We start from the raw sequence: 15,367 nt of genomic DNA on the forward strand, positions 1-15,367 counted from the left end.
AAACTTAAACCTGAATGATGAAATTTCTTACCCAAATGGAGCGCTATGAGCGCATCCTCAAGCTAATTAAGCGCAAAGCGACCGGTACACCGCAGGAGCTGGCTAATCGCTTGGACATATCGGAGAGTACCTTGTATGAATATATCAGAGTGCTGAAACACAGTGGTGCATAGGGTAATCTAGCAGAACAAAGAAGCTTAAATTATGGCAATATGCACGATAGTGTTACACCTTAAATTATTTAAAATGACAAATTACTTAGTTCTGTTTGTTTATTTGTTGTTTTCTATGTCTTGCAATGGCAAAGACTACATAGCATTTTTTCATAAGATAAATCAGGCAGAAGAGTATATTAAAGTTCAGGATCTCGAAAAAGCATTGAGTATTTATGATAATGTTTTGAAGGTATATTCAAATGTATCTTATCAGAATATTCATAACGCTTGTATTTGTGCTATAAAAGTTGGGGATTATTTGGCTGCTTTTGAGTATGCCGAACAACTGTTGTTAAAAGGTTATTCGATGAATGACTTTGACAAAGAAGAGTTTGCTCCTCTAAAGAAGCAGACCAATAGCTGGAAGTATTTTGTGAAGAAATCTGATGGAATTATTAAGGCCTATCAAGCGATGCTTGATAAGGATGAACGCGATTTCTACTACAGCAATTCCTTAATTGACCAAAGCACTCAGTCGTGCAATAGTATTGCCGAACAAGACACCCTATTCTTTAGGCTGGCAGATCAAGTGTCTAATTATATTGAAAGGAATGGTTTTCCGATATTCTTTTTATGCAAGGATACTTTAGCATTCAAGGTTCAAACAATGTTAAGGCACTACTATGGATTGTATAACCGAATAAAGAATGATAAGGATTTACAAGCCGATAGTTCTTATTCAAACCGGGCTGAAAATCGGTTTAAAGAAATTATTTATAAGGCTTTGCACGCAGGTTTAATCACTCCTGAAATTTACGTTAGTATTGTTGAGTACCATGATGGAAATCCTTATGGAGAGCTGGCTGTCAAAGTAGATTATGATAATGAAGTTGTTTATCCAATGTTAAGGGCGCGTCCTGAAGAAATCGATAGCATTAATGCCAGAAGAAACCAAATTGGTTTGCAACCTATTACCATGGATTCAAATTACCTTGAAGGCACATGGTATGCTGAATTTCCTTTTAGGGAAATAAAAAATGCTGTAGAAAACTGCGACACATGTTACACATTTATGGATTATAGCAGTGTAAAAAGGAAGACTGAGAATGAATATAGGAATAAGTATATAGAAAAGCAGGGCAATGCCTTGCAGGGATTTATACTTGATAACCGCAATTTTATGACCCAATACACCCACTATGCTTTTATGAAAAACAAAATGAAGAATAAAGAGTAATTGAATGAGTCGTTACTAACAGAAAGGTAAATTAATGAATTTCACATTTTAACCATTGAATAGTTGGTTTGAAGACAATTATTGTAATTGGTAGTATATACCTCATTATAAACTAGCAATATGCCAAAGTATAAAAACTACTTGCTTTCATTATCTTTTATTTTTTTGAGTTGCCTCCTACCGGCTCAGCAACCAACGGAACGGCTGCATCAAATCATTAGCTGGATTGATAGTAATCAATCAGCACTTATTGATATCTGGCAGCGTGCACTGGGGAAATATATCGTTTATGTCAATCGACAAACGCGAGAAGTATATAGTACATGGCAGGTCGATTCAGCTTACGTGCCTTTAGTTACAGGTTTTTACAAGGGTGTTGGCTGATAGTGTTATTATAGCTAATACAGATATTGTTTTGAATGGAATGCCGGCTGCATTGGTGGCTTTGCCAGTGCCTGATGATTTTGAAAGAGCATTGTTGCTTGTGTTGCATGAATCATTCCATAGCATTCAGGATTCTATTTTCAAAACCAGGGGATGTAATAATAGTCATCTGGACGAACCGGAAGCTTATGCGCTATTAAAAACAGAATGCCATTACCTGGCAAATGCCCTGGCAAGCACAAATAATCAGCGCGATTCGTTGTTAAGTCAGGCTCTGGCTTGTCGCTTACACCTGATGAACCTATATGGTGATTATACCGACGATGAAGCTGCTTTTGAATTAGCAGAAGGACTAGCTGAATATACTGCAGTAAAGGCTGTTTATAATTTAAAATCACATTGTATGGCATATATACATGAAAAGAGTGATGCATTGCTTGATGCAAAATCGATACATCGTCGATTTGGATACGTAACCGGTTTGATTTATGCGTTGTTACTCGATAGCTATGTTCCAGGGTGGAAGCTCTGTTTAAATTCAGATAGCAACATGGCCATCATGCTTAAAGAGGCTGTTTGTGTTGATAACCAATTAACGATTGGCGTCTACAGTGATTCGGTTTTTACTCATTATTATAACCAGGAATTATTAAGGCAGCAACAAATACAACATTTTAACGATTCGGTTAAAACTGTTTTTGCAAATACGCCGTCGTACATTGTACGGCTGTCGTCAAACAGGCAGTTTGGCTTTAGTCCCAATCACATGTTTAATATTCCCGATTTCGGTATATTCTTTCCTTTTATGGAGTTGACTGACCAATGGGGCAAAATAGTTGTTAAGCCAGGAGGAGGTGTTTTACTAATTGAGGGCAATGAAAAAGCTAAAATTCTGATGAGAGATGATTATATTGAGATGAAGATTGATGGTGATTGGGAATGGCAAAAGATATTAGCTGGTATGCAGTTACTTAAGGTGCATAAGTGCAAATAAATGAAGCTGTAACTTTATTAATGGATGTTTTGAAGTGTCCAAACAGGTTCTAACTATGGCAGGCTACTACCTTTTAAGCAGAATATGCAGGGTGTGGCCGAAATAATTACCGATGACCTGACCCTGGCCCAACGAATGATTTATCCGCTAAGAGCGATTTTGGAAGAACATGTGAAATGATTTTTCGCACTCCGGAAAAATCGGAGTGGGCATTTTTATACTTGTGGTACATTAATGTTCTGGCCAGAAGAATGCCCCAATTTTACTCAGGGCTATTGAGTAAATCATTTAAAATTTTGAAAAGATGAAAAAGATTGAAAGCTTATCAATGCAGCAAATGCAGAAAGTTTTAGGAGGAAGAGATGTTGAAAAAATTGACCAAAATGGTGACGGAAAGTGGGATGTTAAAATCGTGCGTAATAAGAACGGCACGATTACTAAAAAGAAGTATAGAAATGTATAGTTCTGGCTTTAGTTCATTGGAGGTCTGGTAGGATGATACTTTTTTTCGAAGAGAGAGCAATAAGCTCTCTCATTTTGTGTATAACAAAGAATATTATAATGGTGAAAAACGTAACGTTAATCTTAATTGTTTTTTGTAGCTCAGTAGCTTTTGGTCAAAAAATAACTACCTATTCTCCAAAAGAATATTATAAAAAGGTAGCATTAAATCCTAATTATAGGTCATTAGTTGTTTCTGGAGTAATAATTAATGGCTCTTCAAAACAATATAATTTCATCTTAGATACCGGAAGCAGTTACTCCGTCATTTCAGAGCAAATTAAGCAAGATCTTAACCTTAAATCCACAGGTGTTGACTCAGTTAGTGACGGCATTGATACAAATTTATTTCCTTTCGTTGAGACAGATATTTCGATTTCAGGGGTTGAATTTTCACATGTTAAATGTATGGTAATGGATTTAACATTTGTGCAAAGCAGAGAGTGTGGAATTGATGGAATACTTGGGATTAATTTAATAAAGAATGGGATTTGGAAATTAAGTAAAGATAGTATTGAAATCGCGTCAGATTTTAAGCACATAAGTAAGAAAGGATACCATAAACCAAAGTTATCGTTTGCAACCGTTCCTTATATTCAGGTTGAACTTGAGCGGAATTTTCAGTTTTATCCATTGTTTGATACAGGTGATAATACGTTCCTAGCAATAAGTTCCAGTGTAGTCCCTATGATGAGAAAACTACAACTCAAAAGGGGGTGGGGGCATTATTACAGCACTGCTTTTGGAAATTCTATTGTTGATACAGTTGCTGTATTTATGCCTGAAACAAACTTTCTTATTGGGGAAACAAGCTTAACAGGTATTGTGTCAGATATCAATTATGAAGATGATCATAGTTTGGGAGTAGACTTTCTGGATTACTATAGTGTTATTTTAGATTTGACGCATAAAAGGTTGTTTATAAAACAAATAGTTCAGGAATTTAGTATCAGAAAAACGTTTGGTTTTGATATGACCTACTCCTGTGGGGAGCTAGCCATTTCCTTTGTATGGGAAGGAACTCCGGCATTTTATGCTGGGCTTGATGTTGGACAAAAGATATTACGCATTAATGGAAATGATTTAAAAGACCTAGAAGACTTAGATGCGTGTGTGGTTAATTCGAGGTTAAAATCCTGTTTGGAACAGGAAGTAATTTCAGTAAAAATAAATGGTATTGATGAGGTAATTAACTTAAAAAAAGAACCCATATTTGATTGATAATCCTTTCTCCATTACACTTCTATCTGCTAATAATTTTTGGTTAAATCTTTCCCACTCCGAAAAAATCGGAGTGACTTTTCCTATACTCGTCTTGCTAATCAATTTTTTTAATCATAAAAACCTAATGCTATGCAAGAAAATAGACTTGAATTTATCTTTACCGAAGAAGAATAAGTCCAAGTGAATGAAGCTATTAAGGTGCTTGAGCAAGTGTTAATGCCAAAGCTGTTTGTATTGGAAAAGAGCGAAAAGGCCGATTTATTGCGTATGGGTGATAAGTCGGTGGCTTTTGTTGATAAAAGTTTGGAAATCGCCAAGCAGGATACGGCTCTGCTCAACGCCTTTGTGGATGTGTCAGCGCTTGAAAAAGATGTGGATGCTATTACACGCCTGAGAGGCTTAAGCTTTAAGCTTGATCGCATTGCGTCAGCTATTGAAGATTCTAAAGCTCTGGCCGGGCATGAAGCCTATAATGCTTCGCTGATGGTGTATAGCTTAATGAAAAATGCTGCTAAAATGGGGCATCCGGGGGCTAAAGAAAAAGTGGCCGAACTGAAACAGCGTTTCCCACGTGCACGCACTAAGAAAACTTCTGAATAGCAATCGTTATTCTCAAGGTCAATAGTTAATCCCGATACTGTTGGCCTTTCTTTTTTACGGTGTTGATGTATTTACCTGCCTTTTTTGCTCAATCGTTGATAAAATTCAGACCTGCGTTTAGCTTTTGGTCAGAATTTTCTCCGAAAATCAGTCTCCTTTCAGTAAAATTTCATGATGAATGTAGAAAAATGTGGGCCGCTTGTGTCAAAATGAGAGCGTGTCCCGGGTAAGAGCCAGAAAAATCTCTTTCAAAGCCAGGCCGTTTTATAAAAAAGGGAGACGACCTTCTTAAAATCACACAAAAGTGAGTAAATAATGTACATGAGCGAGTGCTTGAGCCAGAACAGTTAGCCATCAAACACGAACGGCGATCACCTCTTCCATAGCGGCTTTATAGGTTCGGCTGTTCTCGAGGTATTGTTTTAGCTTATCGAGGTTCGATGACTGAATACTTTCAATATCGAACGTTTTGTGTTTTAATTGTGCCAGGTTTTGTATGCCGGCCTTTGTAAAAAGTTGCATCAGTCTGGGATATTTTTCCTCATCCAGGTTTACAAAAGTGCTCAGTCGTTCAATTTACTAATAGCTGATGTCGCTTATGACCAGCCCGCTTAGCTTCTAAATCTTATCACCTTCGGGGGTGCAGCTGTGAGTATCAAAGAAGTATACTTAATAATTACTTTGATACAAGTATTGTTTATGATTAGCAGTGGTAGTTTACTTCAATATCTGATAATTAACCATTTTTAATAAATGAATGTTCGTTCATTAAATAAAAACCCATAATTTTGCCAAATTAATGAACGCTCATTCATTAAGGTTTAAATAGAAGAACATGCAGGTTAGAGGAAAAGTAAAAGACAAAAGAGCTGCCATACTTGATGCAGCCCTCACGCTGGTAACTCAGTATGGGTTGCATGGCATCAGCATGAAGATGATTGCAGAAAAAGCAAACATTGCTGCCGGAACAATTTACGTGCATTTCAAGAATAAGGAGGAGATGCTGGCTTCGGTTTATGAAATGATTACCAGTGAAATTAATCAGTTGGTGCAGGCCCGCTACACGGAGCAGGAATCGTTTAAGAACAATTTTATCAGAATATGGCGCGAGGTCTTAGTGGCTTATATTGAAGATAAGCGGGTGCCCGACTTTATCAACCAGTATGCTTTTGTGATTGACAACCAAAAGTCCGACGCAGAGCGCCTGTTGGGCCCTGTATATACCCTATTGGAGCAAGCACAAAAAGAAGGCATTGTCAAGGCCATTCCCATTGCGGGCTTAATTGCGCTGATCCATGGCCCATTGACTGCCCTCGTGCGAATGTCGCGCAATACCACACTTTTGTCGGGCGAATTTGACGTGCAGGTGTATGCCGAAGCCTGTTGGGATGCCATACGGGTGAATGGATAAGAGGTGATTATTAAATAAATGTCGTACATTAACAGGTTGCCTGACAGCCAGGTTTATAGGTTGAAGGTTAGTGGCCATGGTTAATAGCGAAAAATTTAAACGAGTTACGGTAATGAAGAAACGGTTGTTCATTTTAATGGTTATATGTTGGGCGCTTACAGTGCAGGCCCAGGAGCATGGAAAAGATGAGGCTTATGAGTTGCCAGATATGATTGAGGCAGCCCTGGAGCATAATAAAGCACTAAAAAATCAGCAGCTCGAACTTAAAAGGATGGGCGTTACTCAGAAGCAGATATACCATACCTATATTCCAACGATCGAGCTGGGAGGCCGCTATGCCTATTCAAAAGGGCAATTGAATATCGATACTGAGCCAATTCCCTTTACAACGCCCGAGCTCACTTTGCCCATTCAAATACCTGGTATGCCGCCGCTAACCATGCCTCCAATGGAGCTGGCTGTGCCAGCTATCAACCAGGAGTTGGATTACAGTGGTAACTTATGGATGGGTGGTCTCACCGCTAAATGGACGCTTTTTACTGGCCTTAAAGTACCTTATTTGGGCAAGGCTGTGAAACATAAAATGCAGGCAGCCGAATATTTATTGGAACAAAGTGAAGCGGATTTAATAGCGGAGGTTTCTGGTTATTTCGATAGAGTGGCGCTGATTATGCAGGCAGAGCGGGTGCTTTCTGAGAGTGAGCGCCGGCTGGACAGGGAAGCTCAGGTAGCTCAAAAAGCACTGTCTGAAGGCCTAATTACTCAGCACGATTACCAGAAGATAGAAATCGCTCGTCTGGATTTATCTTCCCGTCAAATTGAGCTTCGCGGCAAGAAACAGCTCTTGCACCTTAAGCTCCATCAGTTAACCGGCTTGCCTCTGGATAGTCTCATTGGCCTGAAGGTGGAGTTAAGCCCTTTCGAAGGAGCGGTTGGTTCCGGCAGCTATTTAGAGCGTCCCGAAATTAAAGCATTGGATGAGGCGGTGCTGGCGTCTGAGTATAAGCTCAAAAGTGAGTCGAGTGGTTATTTACCCAAAGTGCAGGCTTTTGCAGCCCACCAATATGCAGGCTTTACCAACGGTGAAGTTGGCCCACTGGCTTTTAATGAAATGAGTGCGTATCCACTAAATATGGTGGGAGTGGGTTTTAAATGGGAGCTCTTTGATGGTTTACATACCCGCCACGAACGGCAAAAAGCTAAAATCAGCATTCAGCAGACAGAAAACAAGCGTGCTGAGGCCGCTGAAATGCTGATGCTTAATTATAACAACGCGCTTAATAATTATCAGGTGACAACAGCCCAGGAAGTGCTTAGGGCTAAACAAAAGGAGGTATCCTGGCGCAGTATGGACATATCCTATAGAGAGTATCAGAACGGATTGATAAAAGTCAGTGAGTTTTTGGAGGCGCAGGCCGATTACGAAAAGTCGGTGCTCGACTACTACCAAACGGTATACATGCAGCGGCAGAGTGCCATTCAGCTCTTAAATGCCAGTGGCCAGTTAAACCTGACTACTGTGAGGACTTTAGGTAAGTAATCAAGCTTAAAACTTGCATAACCTACCGAAAACACGAAGCAACACGAGCAGTATTTTGCACATGAGCACCACGCTGCAGAGTAAGTTTCTAAACTGGATGAAAGAAAATGTAAGCATATGAATCGACCATACAAATTTGATTATCCAATTTGACATACAGGCGGATGAGCAAATTTATTTGGGAGTTACAGCTGACTAATGAAATAAATTTAAACAGATGAAAGCACTTTTTAAATGGCAAATTGGATTAATCGCATTAATGGCAATTGCCTGTCAGAATAAAACAATAGACGGGCCACAAGGAAAAGTTAAACGCGATGCACTGATGGTGGTATCCAAATATCCGGGGCGCATCCTTACCATTTATGCTCAGGAGGGGCAAAGGGTAAATAAAGGCGATACGCTAATGCTTTTGGATATGCCCGAAGTGGAAGCTAAACTTAATCAGGCGGAAGGAGCGGTGAGTGCTGCTAAAGCCCAGTATGAAATGGCATTGCGGGGAGCTACCAACGAACAGTTGGAGCAGGTGATGGCTAAACTGGATGCCGTGAGTGAACAGTATCGCTTTGCTGAAAAGTCGTACAACCGGATTCATAACATGTTTAAAGACAGTATGGTATCGGTGCAGCAGTACGATGAGGTTTATATGAAATACCAGGCCGCCAAAGCCCAGTACAATGGCGTAAAGGCCAAATACGAAGAGGTGAAAAAAGGCGTGCGTAATGAAAAGGTGCAAATGGCTTTAGGTGATTATGAACGGGCAAAAGGTGCCCGCCAAGAGGCATTGGTGGCCTTCGCCGAACGCTACATTGTGGCGCCTCAGGCTATGACCATTGAAACCATTGCCTTGCACGAAGGTGAGCTGGTTTTACCGGGTTATGGCATTGCCACGGGTTACCAGCTGGATAAAGCCTTTTTCCGCTTTACCATTGCCGAAGGTCAAATTCATAACTACAAAGTGGGGAAAACTATTGATATTCTTTCACCTTTTGATGGTAAAAACTATCGGGCCACAATAGTAGCGATTAAACAGCTGACGCGTTATGCCGATGTTACCTCTGCGTTTCCCGAGTATCAATTGGGAGAGTCAATTTATGAGCTAAAAGCGGTGCCTGAAAAGGGAGCAGATGTTAGTGAGCTATTGACCAATATTTCTGTAATTATTAAGTGACAGGCTGTGGTAATGAGGCGGTCATTCATCAAGGAGTTTTGGGCAGATAGATTTGTCTGCAGTTGGGTTAAAGGTGGAGATACGATGGGCGTACCATTCATCAGAAAACAATAAATTTTACACAGATGCATAATTTCATTGAGTTGTTAAAAAGGGAGTTCAGGCTATTTGCCAGTAATTCGGTGGTGATGGCTATTTTTATTGGAGCTCCTTTGCTATATGGGCTATTGCTTGGCGCAGTTTACAGCAAGGGCAAGGTCGATAATCTGCCGGTTTTAGTGATAGATATGGATGATTCACCAATGAGTCACCGAGCAATTGATATGCTGGATGAAAGCGATGTGTTAGCCGTTACGGTCAGGTTCGATAATCAGGACATTAACCAGGCTATTATAGATGAGGGCTATGAGGCCGTGGTTACAATTCCTTATCGTTTTGAAGCTGATATCATCCAGAAACGACATCCGGAGATACAAGTGGAGGTCAATACAGCCAATATTCTTCCGGCCAACTATGCGGCCAAAGCTATTCAGGTGGCCCTGGGAACATTCAATGCCGGCATCGAAATACAGAGCTTAACCAAAACTGGCATGCCACTCTCTACCGCTAAAGCCAGTTACGAAGCTTTTAGCGTTAATTATGCCCGCTTTTTCAACAAGGCAGCCAATTACATGACCTTTCTTTGGCCCGGCGTATTAGGGGTAATTATACAGCAGGTGTTTATGTTGGCCATGGCGCTTAGTTTTGCACGCGAACAGGAGGAGAATACTTTTGTCACTGAGTTTTACCCGCGGGTGAAAAATCCGTGGTATGCCATGCTTATAAAATCATTGCCATTTTGGTTGATGGGGATGGGCGTTATTGCAGCTTTGTGGGCCATGTTTCCGTTGTTTAAGGTACCCTTGCAGGTGCATGCCTGGGGCATGATAGCGCTATTGGCTGCCCTGATTCTCTCGGTTACCATGATGGGAATTACAGTAAGCCTGGCCATACCAAGTCAGCTAAAAGCCACGGAGGTGCTTATGGTGATTGCAACACCCAGTTTTATTTTAAGCGGGTTTACCTGGCCCTTGTCGCAAATGCCCGATTGGGTGGTTGTATTGGCCGAAACGATTCCGCTGACGCACTTTTTAGAGGGCTTAAGAAAGCTCATGTTTTATGGAGCCAATCTGGTTGATATCTTACCACAGCTTCATGGTTTACTCTATATTACACTCTTCTTTACGGTGATTAATTTAGTGTTGTTTAAAACCTTACCTCGGCTAAAAAAGGCGAAGCCTGCTTCCAGGTAGTGGGGCTATTTGTGTTGGGAGTGAGAACATAGTTCGTATCAGGAGCCTATCAAGACGACTTACATGTTTTTAATTTAAGTAGAAAGAAAATGAAATTTAGAGGCTTGATTACTAGGGGGTCTGTATTTAATGTGCTCCCAAATCAGGAGTAATCGAGAGCTAATGCCATGGCCCTTAGTTTGTGTATTTCAGCCAAAAAACTAGTGAAAAGCTAAGAATTGTTCTATTTTTGTCGGGTTAAGTTTTAAACAGTTAGCCTTTGTGCTTACTGAGGTATAGATTTAACGCATTAGTTTATTGTAATGATGGACCGGTCATTGAAAATATGTCCATTTGAACTTATAAATAAAACAATATGAAGTTACTAGAAGGAAAAACCGCTATTGTAACCGGTGCTGCTCGTGGCATTGGTAAAGCAATAGCAATCCGTTTTGCACAAGAAGGCTGTAATGTAGCGTTTACTGACTTAGTAATTAACGAAGCTGCTGAAGAAACTCAAAAGGAACTGGAAGCACTGGGAGTAAAAGCTAAAGGTTATGCTTCTGATGCAAGTAATTTTGAAGATACACAGAAGGTAGTTGCTGAAATCGTTAAGGATTTTGGTCAGGTTGACGTTTTGGTGAACAACGCCGGTATCACAAAAGACACCTTATTGATGCGTATGACTGAAGAGCAGTGGGATGCAGTTATAAACGTCAATCTTAAATCTGTTTTCAACTTCACGAAGGCTGTACAGCCAACTATGTTACGTCAGCGCTCAGGCTCTATTGTTAACATGAGCTCAGTAGTGGGTGTAAGCGGTAATGCTGGTCAGGCCAACTATTCAGCTTCAAAAGCAGGAATGATTGGTTTTACCAAGTCTGTTGCTAAAGAGCTGGGTTCACGCGGTATCCGTAGTAACGCTATTGCTCCTGGTTTCATTATTACTGAAATGACAGGCAAATTACCTGAGGATGTAAAGAAAGACTGGGAAGCAAAGATTCCTTTAAAGCGTGGTGGTACCCCAGAAGATGTTGCCAACATCTGTGTGTTCTTAGGTTCAGACCTTTCGGCCTATGTGAGTGGCCAAACGATTCACGTGTGTGGTGGAATGAATATGTAAGTTTTACACTGATATATGATGAAAAGGGTGGTTTTTTAACTGCCCTTTTTTATTTTTATAGGATAGATGCATTGGCATTGTTTTTGTTAACTAAAGTTAAAATCTGAATTATGAAAAATTTTACATACGAAGTGCCAACCAAAATTCTTTTTGGAAAAAACAGAGTGACCGAAATTAGCAGCGAAATTCTTCGCTACGGCAATAAAGTGTTACTGGCTTATGGAGGTGGCTCAATCAAGCAGTCAGGCCTTTATGATACAGTGGTTAAAGTGCTGGAGGATGGCGGTATTCAGTTTGTTGAACTATCAGGTATTCAACCTAATCCGCGTATCGAAAGCGTGAGGGAAGGCATCCGTTTGTGCCGGGAAAACGATGTGCAGTTTATTCTTGGTGTTGGCGGCGGTAGTGTCATTGACTGCATTAAAGCTATTTCTATGGGTGTGGATTATAAGGGAGATGTATGGGATTTCTACATTCGCAAAGCAAAAATTGACAAAGTACTTCCCATAGGTACGGTGCTTACTTTGGCTGCTACCGGTAGTGAAATGAATGGAGGCTCTGTTATTTCCAACGACGAAACGCAAGAAAAAAGAGCTGCCGGAGACGATAGTTTACGACCTCGTTTTTCTGTGCTGGATCCAAGCTATACCTTTACTGTTAACAAGTGGCAAACCGCTGCAGGCGTGGTCGATGTAATGAGCCATATTTTTGAACAGTACTTTACTCAGGATAAAGGAACTTTTGTGCAGGATGCCATTGCCGAAGGGATACTAAAAACCTGTATTCACTATGGGCCAGTTTTATTGGAAGAACCTGATAATTATGAAGCCAGAGCCAATATGATGTGGGCATCTAGTTTGGCGCTGAATGGTTTAACGGGTACTGGTAAACTTTTTGGCGATTGGGCAACCCATATGATGGAGCATGAGGTGAGTGCCATCTACGACCTGACTCATGGTGCCGGTTTGGCTATCCTGTTCCCTGTATGGATGGAGTATGTGCTGGATGAAACTACAGCACCCAAATTAGCACAATACAGCCGCAATGTGTGGGGCATTACCGCAACAGATGATAGGCAGGCGGCACAAGAAGGAATTGCCCAAACCAGGAAGTTTTTTACCTCTTTAAATATGCCGGCTAGTCTTGGAGAGGTTGATATAGATGGTGCACACATTTCTACCATGAGTGAAGGAGCCTGCAAATTTGGTCCTTTAGGAATGTTTAAGAAATTAGGTAAAGAAGATGTTAGTGCCATTTTGACCAAAGCCTTGTAATAAAAGTGTATGAAAAGTCGCCACTCACTATATGTCTTATTAGTACTTCTGTTGTTTTCCTGTAAGTCTTACGAGGAAATGTATTACGATGTATTGCGTCCGGCCGCCTATTCGGTGCCGCCTGCAATCAAATCGGTTGTTATCGTCGATAATGCGTTCCCTTTTAATCCTGATAATGCGCACATAGCGCATGTGTTGGGCGATGAGGTGAGGCTTGATACCGTTCGGGTTGATACATTCGTATCGGTTATTATTTCTCAGTTGAAAAAGGAGTTGGATTATCGGCGGTTTTTTGATACTGTTTATATTGATACATTGCAGTACAACACCGTGTCAGATAGAAAACCTTACCGTTCGCTTACCTGGCAGCAGGTGGCTGCTATTTGTGAGCGGCATAATGCCGATGCCGTATTGTCATTGGATGGCGCCGAGTATGGGACTTCCGTTTCTGTACAAGATATGGAGGTGGAGTATTATGCCACAATGGACGTAAGGGGCTTAGTCTACTGGCGATTATTCGATAAGTTTTCACGAGATATACTCTATGCCTACCCGCAGCGCGACACCTTGTACTGGGATGGGGTGGGCCAGGATGTGACAACATCGGTAGTTAGCTTTCCATCTCTTAAAGAGGCGACTATCGAGTTGGGAAACTACCTTGGAGCGACTTTTGCAGATCAATTGGTGCCCTTTTGGGAGCCAGTCAAGAGGCGCGTTTACTTAACAGGCAATAGCCACTTTGTGAATGCTGCAGAGTGGTTAAGCAAGGATAACCGATATGAGGCCGAGAAGTTATGGGGCTTTATTTATGAGCATGGCAATTCAAGAGAAAAAGGCAAGGCAGCCAATAATATTGCCATCTCCTTGGAGGCGCGGGGTGAAATGAAATTGGCCGTTGAGTGGGCTTACAAAAGTTATGAGGCTTTTGAAATGAAAGGGGTCACCGGAACTGCCGATGAGCGGCAGGTGGCTAAAAAATTATACGTTGACATGGTTCGACGCTATCGTGATATTAAAAAGCTGGAAGAGCAAATAGGAGGTTTACAATGAGGTATTTGTTAATTCTTTCAGTGCTGACACTATGTGCTTGCACGGGCATTTCTCAGCAAAACAAACCTAAAGGAGAAGAGTCTATACCTACTATATCGAAACAAGGTGCTGTATCGGTATTGGCCGTTGAGGTAACAAGTGGCGAGGTAGTGGCTGCTTATCACCCTGACATGCGCATGACGCCGGCTTCGTTAACAAAAATTCTGAGTACTGCAGCTGCCTTGGAAGTGCTGGGACCCGAGTTTAAATTCGAAACAAACTTTTATGTCCAAAAGCAGGGTGGACATTATAACTTGCATGTAGTTGGTGGTGCCGATCCGACCATAGGCTCCAGGAGGTTTGAAGAGAGCCGCACGGAAGTCGTGTTCAAAAATGTGTTGACCACTCTAAAGGCCAGAGGGATTAGTTCGATTGAAAGTCTGGCAGTGGATAATTCCTGTCTTAATGGAATACCTTACCCCTCTAAGCGTCTATGGGAGGATATGGGCAACTATTATGGTGCCGTGCCCAATGGTTTAACTTATAAGGAGAACACATTTGCCCTTACGATGCGTTCGCCCAATGGAGTGGGAAGACCCGTTGATATTGTCCGGACAGATCCAGTTATCGATGTTGGAATTGACTGTGAGGTGAGAACTGCGGCTAACAATAAAGATAGTGCGTATATTTATGGAAATAGATATATGAAAGAGTGGTATGTTAGCGGAAGCATTCCACAGGGCAGGAGTGAGTTTGTTATAAAGGGGGCGCTGCCTCATCCGGAGCTGACATTGGCTCGTGAACTTAAAGCTTTTTTAATACGCAACGGTATTGCTGTAAATGCTATTGAAAGAAAGCATCTTGAGGAATCGACGGAAACTGCTTTGTTATTGTGTCATTCTTCACCCCCTTTAAGAGAAATTATAAAAGTGATTAACAAAACCAGCCACAACCTGTTTGCTGATCACCTCTTGCTGGCTTTGGTCAATGAGCCAAATGAAGTAAGTTGGGATGAAGGCGTGAGAGCTCTCAGTAACTATTGGGCCAACAATCTTTCCGGGTTTTCTGCTTCCCTCTATGATGGCAGCGGTCTGTCACCTTTTAACGCTTTTTGCGCGACTGATATGGTAAGTGTTTTAAGGCAAATGCATCAAAGCGATTTACGAAGCGATTTTCTCCATTCACTGTCTCTGGCCGGAACCGATGGAACCCTGAAACGTATATTGAAAGAACCTGAGTTTAAGGGGAAAGTACAAGGGAAGAGTGGCTCTATGAATGGGGTGCTTGGATACTGTGGATACCTGACCACCAATGGAGGAAAAACGCTTGCATTTTGCATAATGGCCAATCACTTTACCGAGCCTTACAGCGAAATTAGGTCAAATATGGAAGCTCTGATGAAGCAAATAATTGTTCAGAATTAAAAACTGGATATTTTTGTGTAAAATTTTGA

16 protein-coding genes are annotated in these 15,367 nt (G+C 41.2%); 15 read left to right on the forward strand and 1 reads right to left on the reverse strand.

Going from position 1 to position 15,367, the window contains the following annotated elements:
• Positions 1 to 14 precede the first annotated feature (14 nt).
• From ACSX1H_RS16375 to ACSX1H_RS16405, 7 genes are all read left to right on the forward strand, one after another.
• The gene (locus ACSX1H_RS16375; protein ID WP_439185311.1) at positions 15 to 173 is read left to right on the forward strand and encodes a winged helix-turn-helix domain-containing protein; all 159 of its coding nucleotides are present in this window, start codon (positions 15 to 17) and stop codon (positions 171 to 173) included.
• A 73-nt stretch (positions 174 to 246) separates the two neighbouring features.
• Positions 247 to 1,392 carry a hypothetical protein gene (locus ACSX1H_RS16380; RefSeq protein ID WP_439185312.1) on the forward strand — a complete coding sequence of 382 codons (1,146 nt, stop codon included), beginning with the start codon at positions 247 to 249 and terminating at the stop codon, positions 1,390 to 1,392.
• Positions 1,393 to 1,512: 120 nt separating this feature from the next.
• Positions 1,513 to 1,776 (forward strand): hypothetical protein, encoded by a 264-nt coding sequence (locus ACSX1H_RS16385; protein WP_439185313.1) that lies wholly within the window; start codon positions 1,513 to 1,515, stop codon positions 1,774 to 1,776.
• A complete protein-coding gene (locus ACSX1H_RS16390; protein WP_439185314.1) occupies positions 1,769 to 2,770 on the forward strand; it encodes a hypothetical protein in 1,002 nt (333 codons plus the stop codon). The genes ACSX1H_RS16385 and ACSX1H_RS16390 overlap by 8 nt, the downstream gene beginning before the upstream one ends.
• Positions 2,771 to 3,074: 304 nt before the next feature.
• The gene (locus ACSX1H_RS16395) at positions 3,075 to 3,233 is read left to right on the forward strand and encodes a hypothetical protein (protein ID WP_439185315.1); all 159 of its coding nucleotides are present in this window, start codon (positions 3,075 to 3,077) and stop codon (positions 3,231 to 3,233) included.
• Between the two features lie 98 nt (positions 3,234 to 3,331).
• Positions 3,332 to 4,492, forward strand: a complete 1,161-nt coding sequence (locus ACSX1H_RS16400) for a retropepsin-like aspartic protease (RefSeq protein WP_439185316.1) — start codon at positions 3,332 to 3,334, stop codon at positions 4,490 to 4,492.
• Positions 4,493 to 4,675: 183 nt separating this feature from the next.
• Entirely contained in the window at positions 4,676 to 5,095 is a 420-nt protein-coding gene (locus ACSX1H_RS16405) for a hypothetical protein (RefSeq protein ID WP_439185317.1), read from the forward strand.
• A gap of 354 nt (positions 5,096 to 5,449) precedes the next feature.
• On the opposite strand, the gene ACSX1H_RS16410 is transcribed toward ACSX1H_RS16405, so the two are convergent.
• Positions 5,450 to 5,617 (reverse strand): hypothetical protein, encoded by a 168-nt coding sequence (locus ACSX1H_RS16410; protein ID WP_439185318.1) that lies wholly within the window; start codon positions 5,615 to 5,617, stop codon positions 5,450 to 5,452.
• Between the two features lie 313 nt (positions 5,618 to 5,930).
• Here ACSX1H_RS16410 and ACSX1H_RS16415 point away from each other — a divergent pair, with 313 nt between their 5' ends.
• From ACSX1H_RS16415 to dacB, 8 genes are all read left to right on the forward strand, one after another.
• The gene (locus ACSX1H_RS16415) at positions 5,931 to 6,506 is read left to right on the forward strand and encodes a TetR/AcrR family transcriptional regulator (protein ID WP_439185319.1); all 576 of its coding nucleotides are present in this window, start codon (positions 5,931 to 5,933) and stop codon (positions 6,504 to 6,506) included.
• A gap of 112 nt (positions 6,507 to 6,618) precedes the next feature.
• Entirely contained in the window at positions 6,619 to 8,046 is a 1,428-nt protein-coding gene (locus tag ACSX1H_RS16420) for a TolC family protein (protein ID WP_439185320.1), read from the forward strand.
• Between the two features lie 217 nt (positions 8,047 to 8,263).
• A complete protein-coding gene (locus ACSX1H_RS16425) occupies positions 8,264 to 9,217 on the forward strand; it encodes an HlyD family secretion protein (protein ID WP_439185321.1) in 954 nt (317 codons plus the stop codon).
• Between the two features lie 125 nt (positions 9,218 to 9,342).
• Entirely contained in the window at positions 9,343 to 10,509 is a 1,167-nt protein-coding gene (locus ACSX1H_RS16430; protein WP_439185322.1) for an ABC transporter permease, read from the forward strand.
• A gap of 355 nt (positions 10,510 to 10,864) precedes the next feature.
• Positions 10,865 to 11,611, forward strand: a complete 747-nt coding sequence (fabG, locus tag ACSX1H_RS16435; RefSeq protein ID WP_439185323.1) for a 3-oxoacyl-[acyl-carrier-protein] reductase — start codon at positions 10,865 to 10,867, stop codon at positions 11,609 to 11,611.
• A 110-nt stretch (positions 11,612 to 11,721) separates the two neighbouring features.
• Positions 11,722 to 12,885: an iron-containing alcohol dehydrogenase gene (locus tag ACSX1H_RS16440; protein WP_439185324.1), complete on the forward strand. Its 1,164-nt coding sequence runs from the start codon at positions 11,722 to 11,724 to the stop codon at positions 12,883 to 12,885.
• 9 nt (positions 12,886 to 12,894) lie between these two features.
• Positions 12,895 to 13,935, forward strand: a complete 1,041-nt coding sequence (locus ACSX1H_RS16445) for a DUF6340 family protein (RefSeq protein WP_439185325.1) — start codon at positions 12,895 to 12,897, stop codon at positions 13,933 to 13,935.
• Complete coding sequence (gene dacB, locus ACSX1H_RS16450) at positions 13,932 to 15,338, forward strand: D-alanyl-D-alanine carboxypeptidase/D-alanyl-D-alanine endopeptidase (protein WP_439185326.1); 1,407 nt, start codon at positions 13,932 to 13,934, stop codon at positions 15,336 to 15,338. Before ACSX1H_RS16445 ends, dacB begins: the two co-directional genes overlap by 4 nt.
• Positions 15,339 to 15,367: the final 29 nt, after the last annotated feature.

This window comes from Carboxylicivirga taeanensis (genome assembly GCF_051851475.1).
Classification (GTDB): Bacteria; Bacteroidota; Bacteroidia; order Bacteroidales; family Marinilabiliaceae; genus Carboxylicivirga; species Carboxylicivirga taeanensis.

Excerpts from the sequence above, each read along its gene's own strand:
- ACSX1H_RS16415 (WP_439185319.1), top strand. The coding sequence starts at position 5,931 with ATGCAGGTTAGAGGAAAAGTAAAAGACAAAAGAGCTGCCATACTTGAT.
- ACSX1H_RS16375 (WP_439185311.1), top strand. The coding sequence starts at position 15 with ATGATGAAATTTCTTACCCAAATGGAGCGCTATGAGCGCATCCTCAAG.
- ACSX1H_RS16385 (WP_439185313.1), top strand. The coding sequence starts at position 1,513 with ATGCCAAAGTATAAAAACTACTTGCTTTCATTATCTTTTATTTTTTTG.
- ACSX1H_RS16420 (WP_439185320.1), top strand. The coding sequence starts at position 6,619 with ATGAAGAAACGGTTGTTCATTTTAATGGTTATATGTTGGGCGCTTACA.
- ACSX1H_RS16395 (WP_439185315.1), top strand. The coding sequence starts at position 3,075 with ATGAAAAAGATTGAAAGCTTATCAATGCAGCAAATGCAGAAAGTTTTA.
- ACSX1H_RS16430 (WP_439185322.1), top strand. The coding sequence starts at position 9,343 with ATGCATAATTTCATTGAGTTGTTAAAAAGGGAGTTCAGGCTATTTGCC.
- ACSX1H_RS16380 (WP_439185312.1), top strand. The coding sequence starts at position 247 with ATGACAAATTACTTAGTTCTGTTTGTTTATTTGTTGTTTTCTATGTCT.
- ACSX1H_RS16425 (WP_439185321.1), top strand. The coding sequence starts at position 8,264 with ATGAAAGCACTTTTTAAATGGCAAATTGGATTAATCGCATTAATGGCA.
- dacB (WP_439185326.1), top strand. The coding sequence starts at position 13,932 with ATGAGGTATTTGTTAATTCTTTCAGTGCTGACACTATGTGCTTGCACG.
- ACSX1H_RS16445 (WP_439185325.1), top strand. The coding sequence starts at position 12,895 with ATGAAAAGTCGCCACTCACTATATGTCTTATTAGTACTTCTGTTGTTT.
- ACSX1H_RS16410 (WP_439185318.1), bottom strand. The coding sequence starts at position 5,617 with ATGCAACTTTTTACAAAGGCCGGCATACAAAACCTGGCACAATTAAAA.
- ACSX1H_RS16440 (WP_439185324.1), top strand. The coding sequence starts at position 11,722 with ATGAAAAATTTTACATACGAAGTGCCAACCAAAATTCTTTTTGGAAAA.
- fabG (WP_439185323.1), top strand. The coding sequence starts at position 10,865 with ATGAAGTTACTAGAAGGAAAAACCGCTATTGTAACCGGTGCTGCTCGT.
- ACSX1H_RS16400 (WP_439185316.1), top strand. The coding sequence starts at position 3,332 with ATGGTGAAAAACGTAACGTTAATCTTAATTGTTTTTTGTAGCTCAGTA.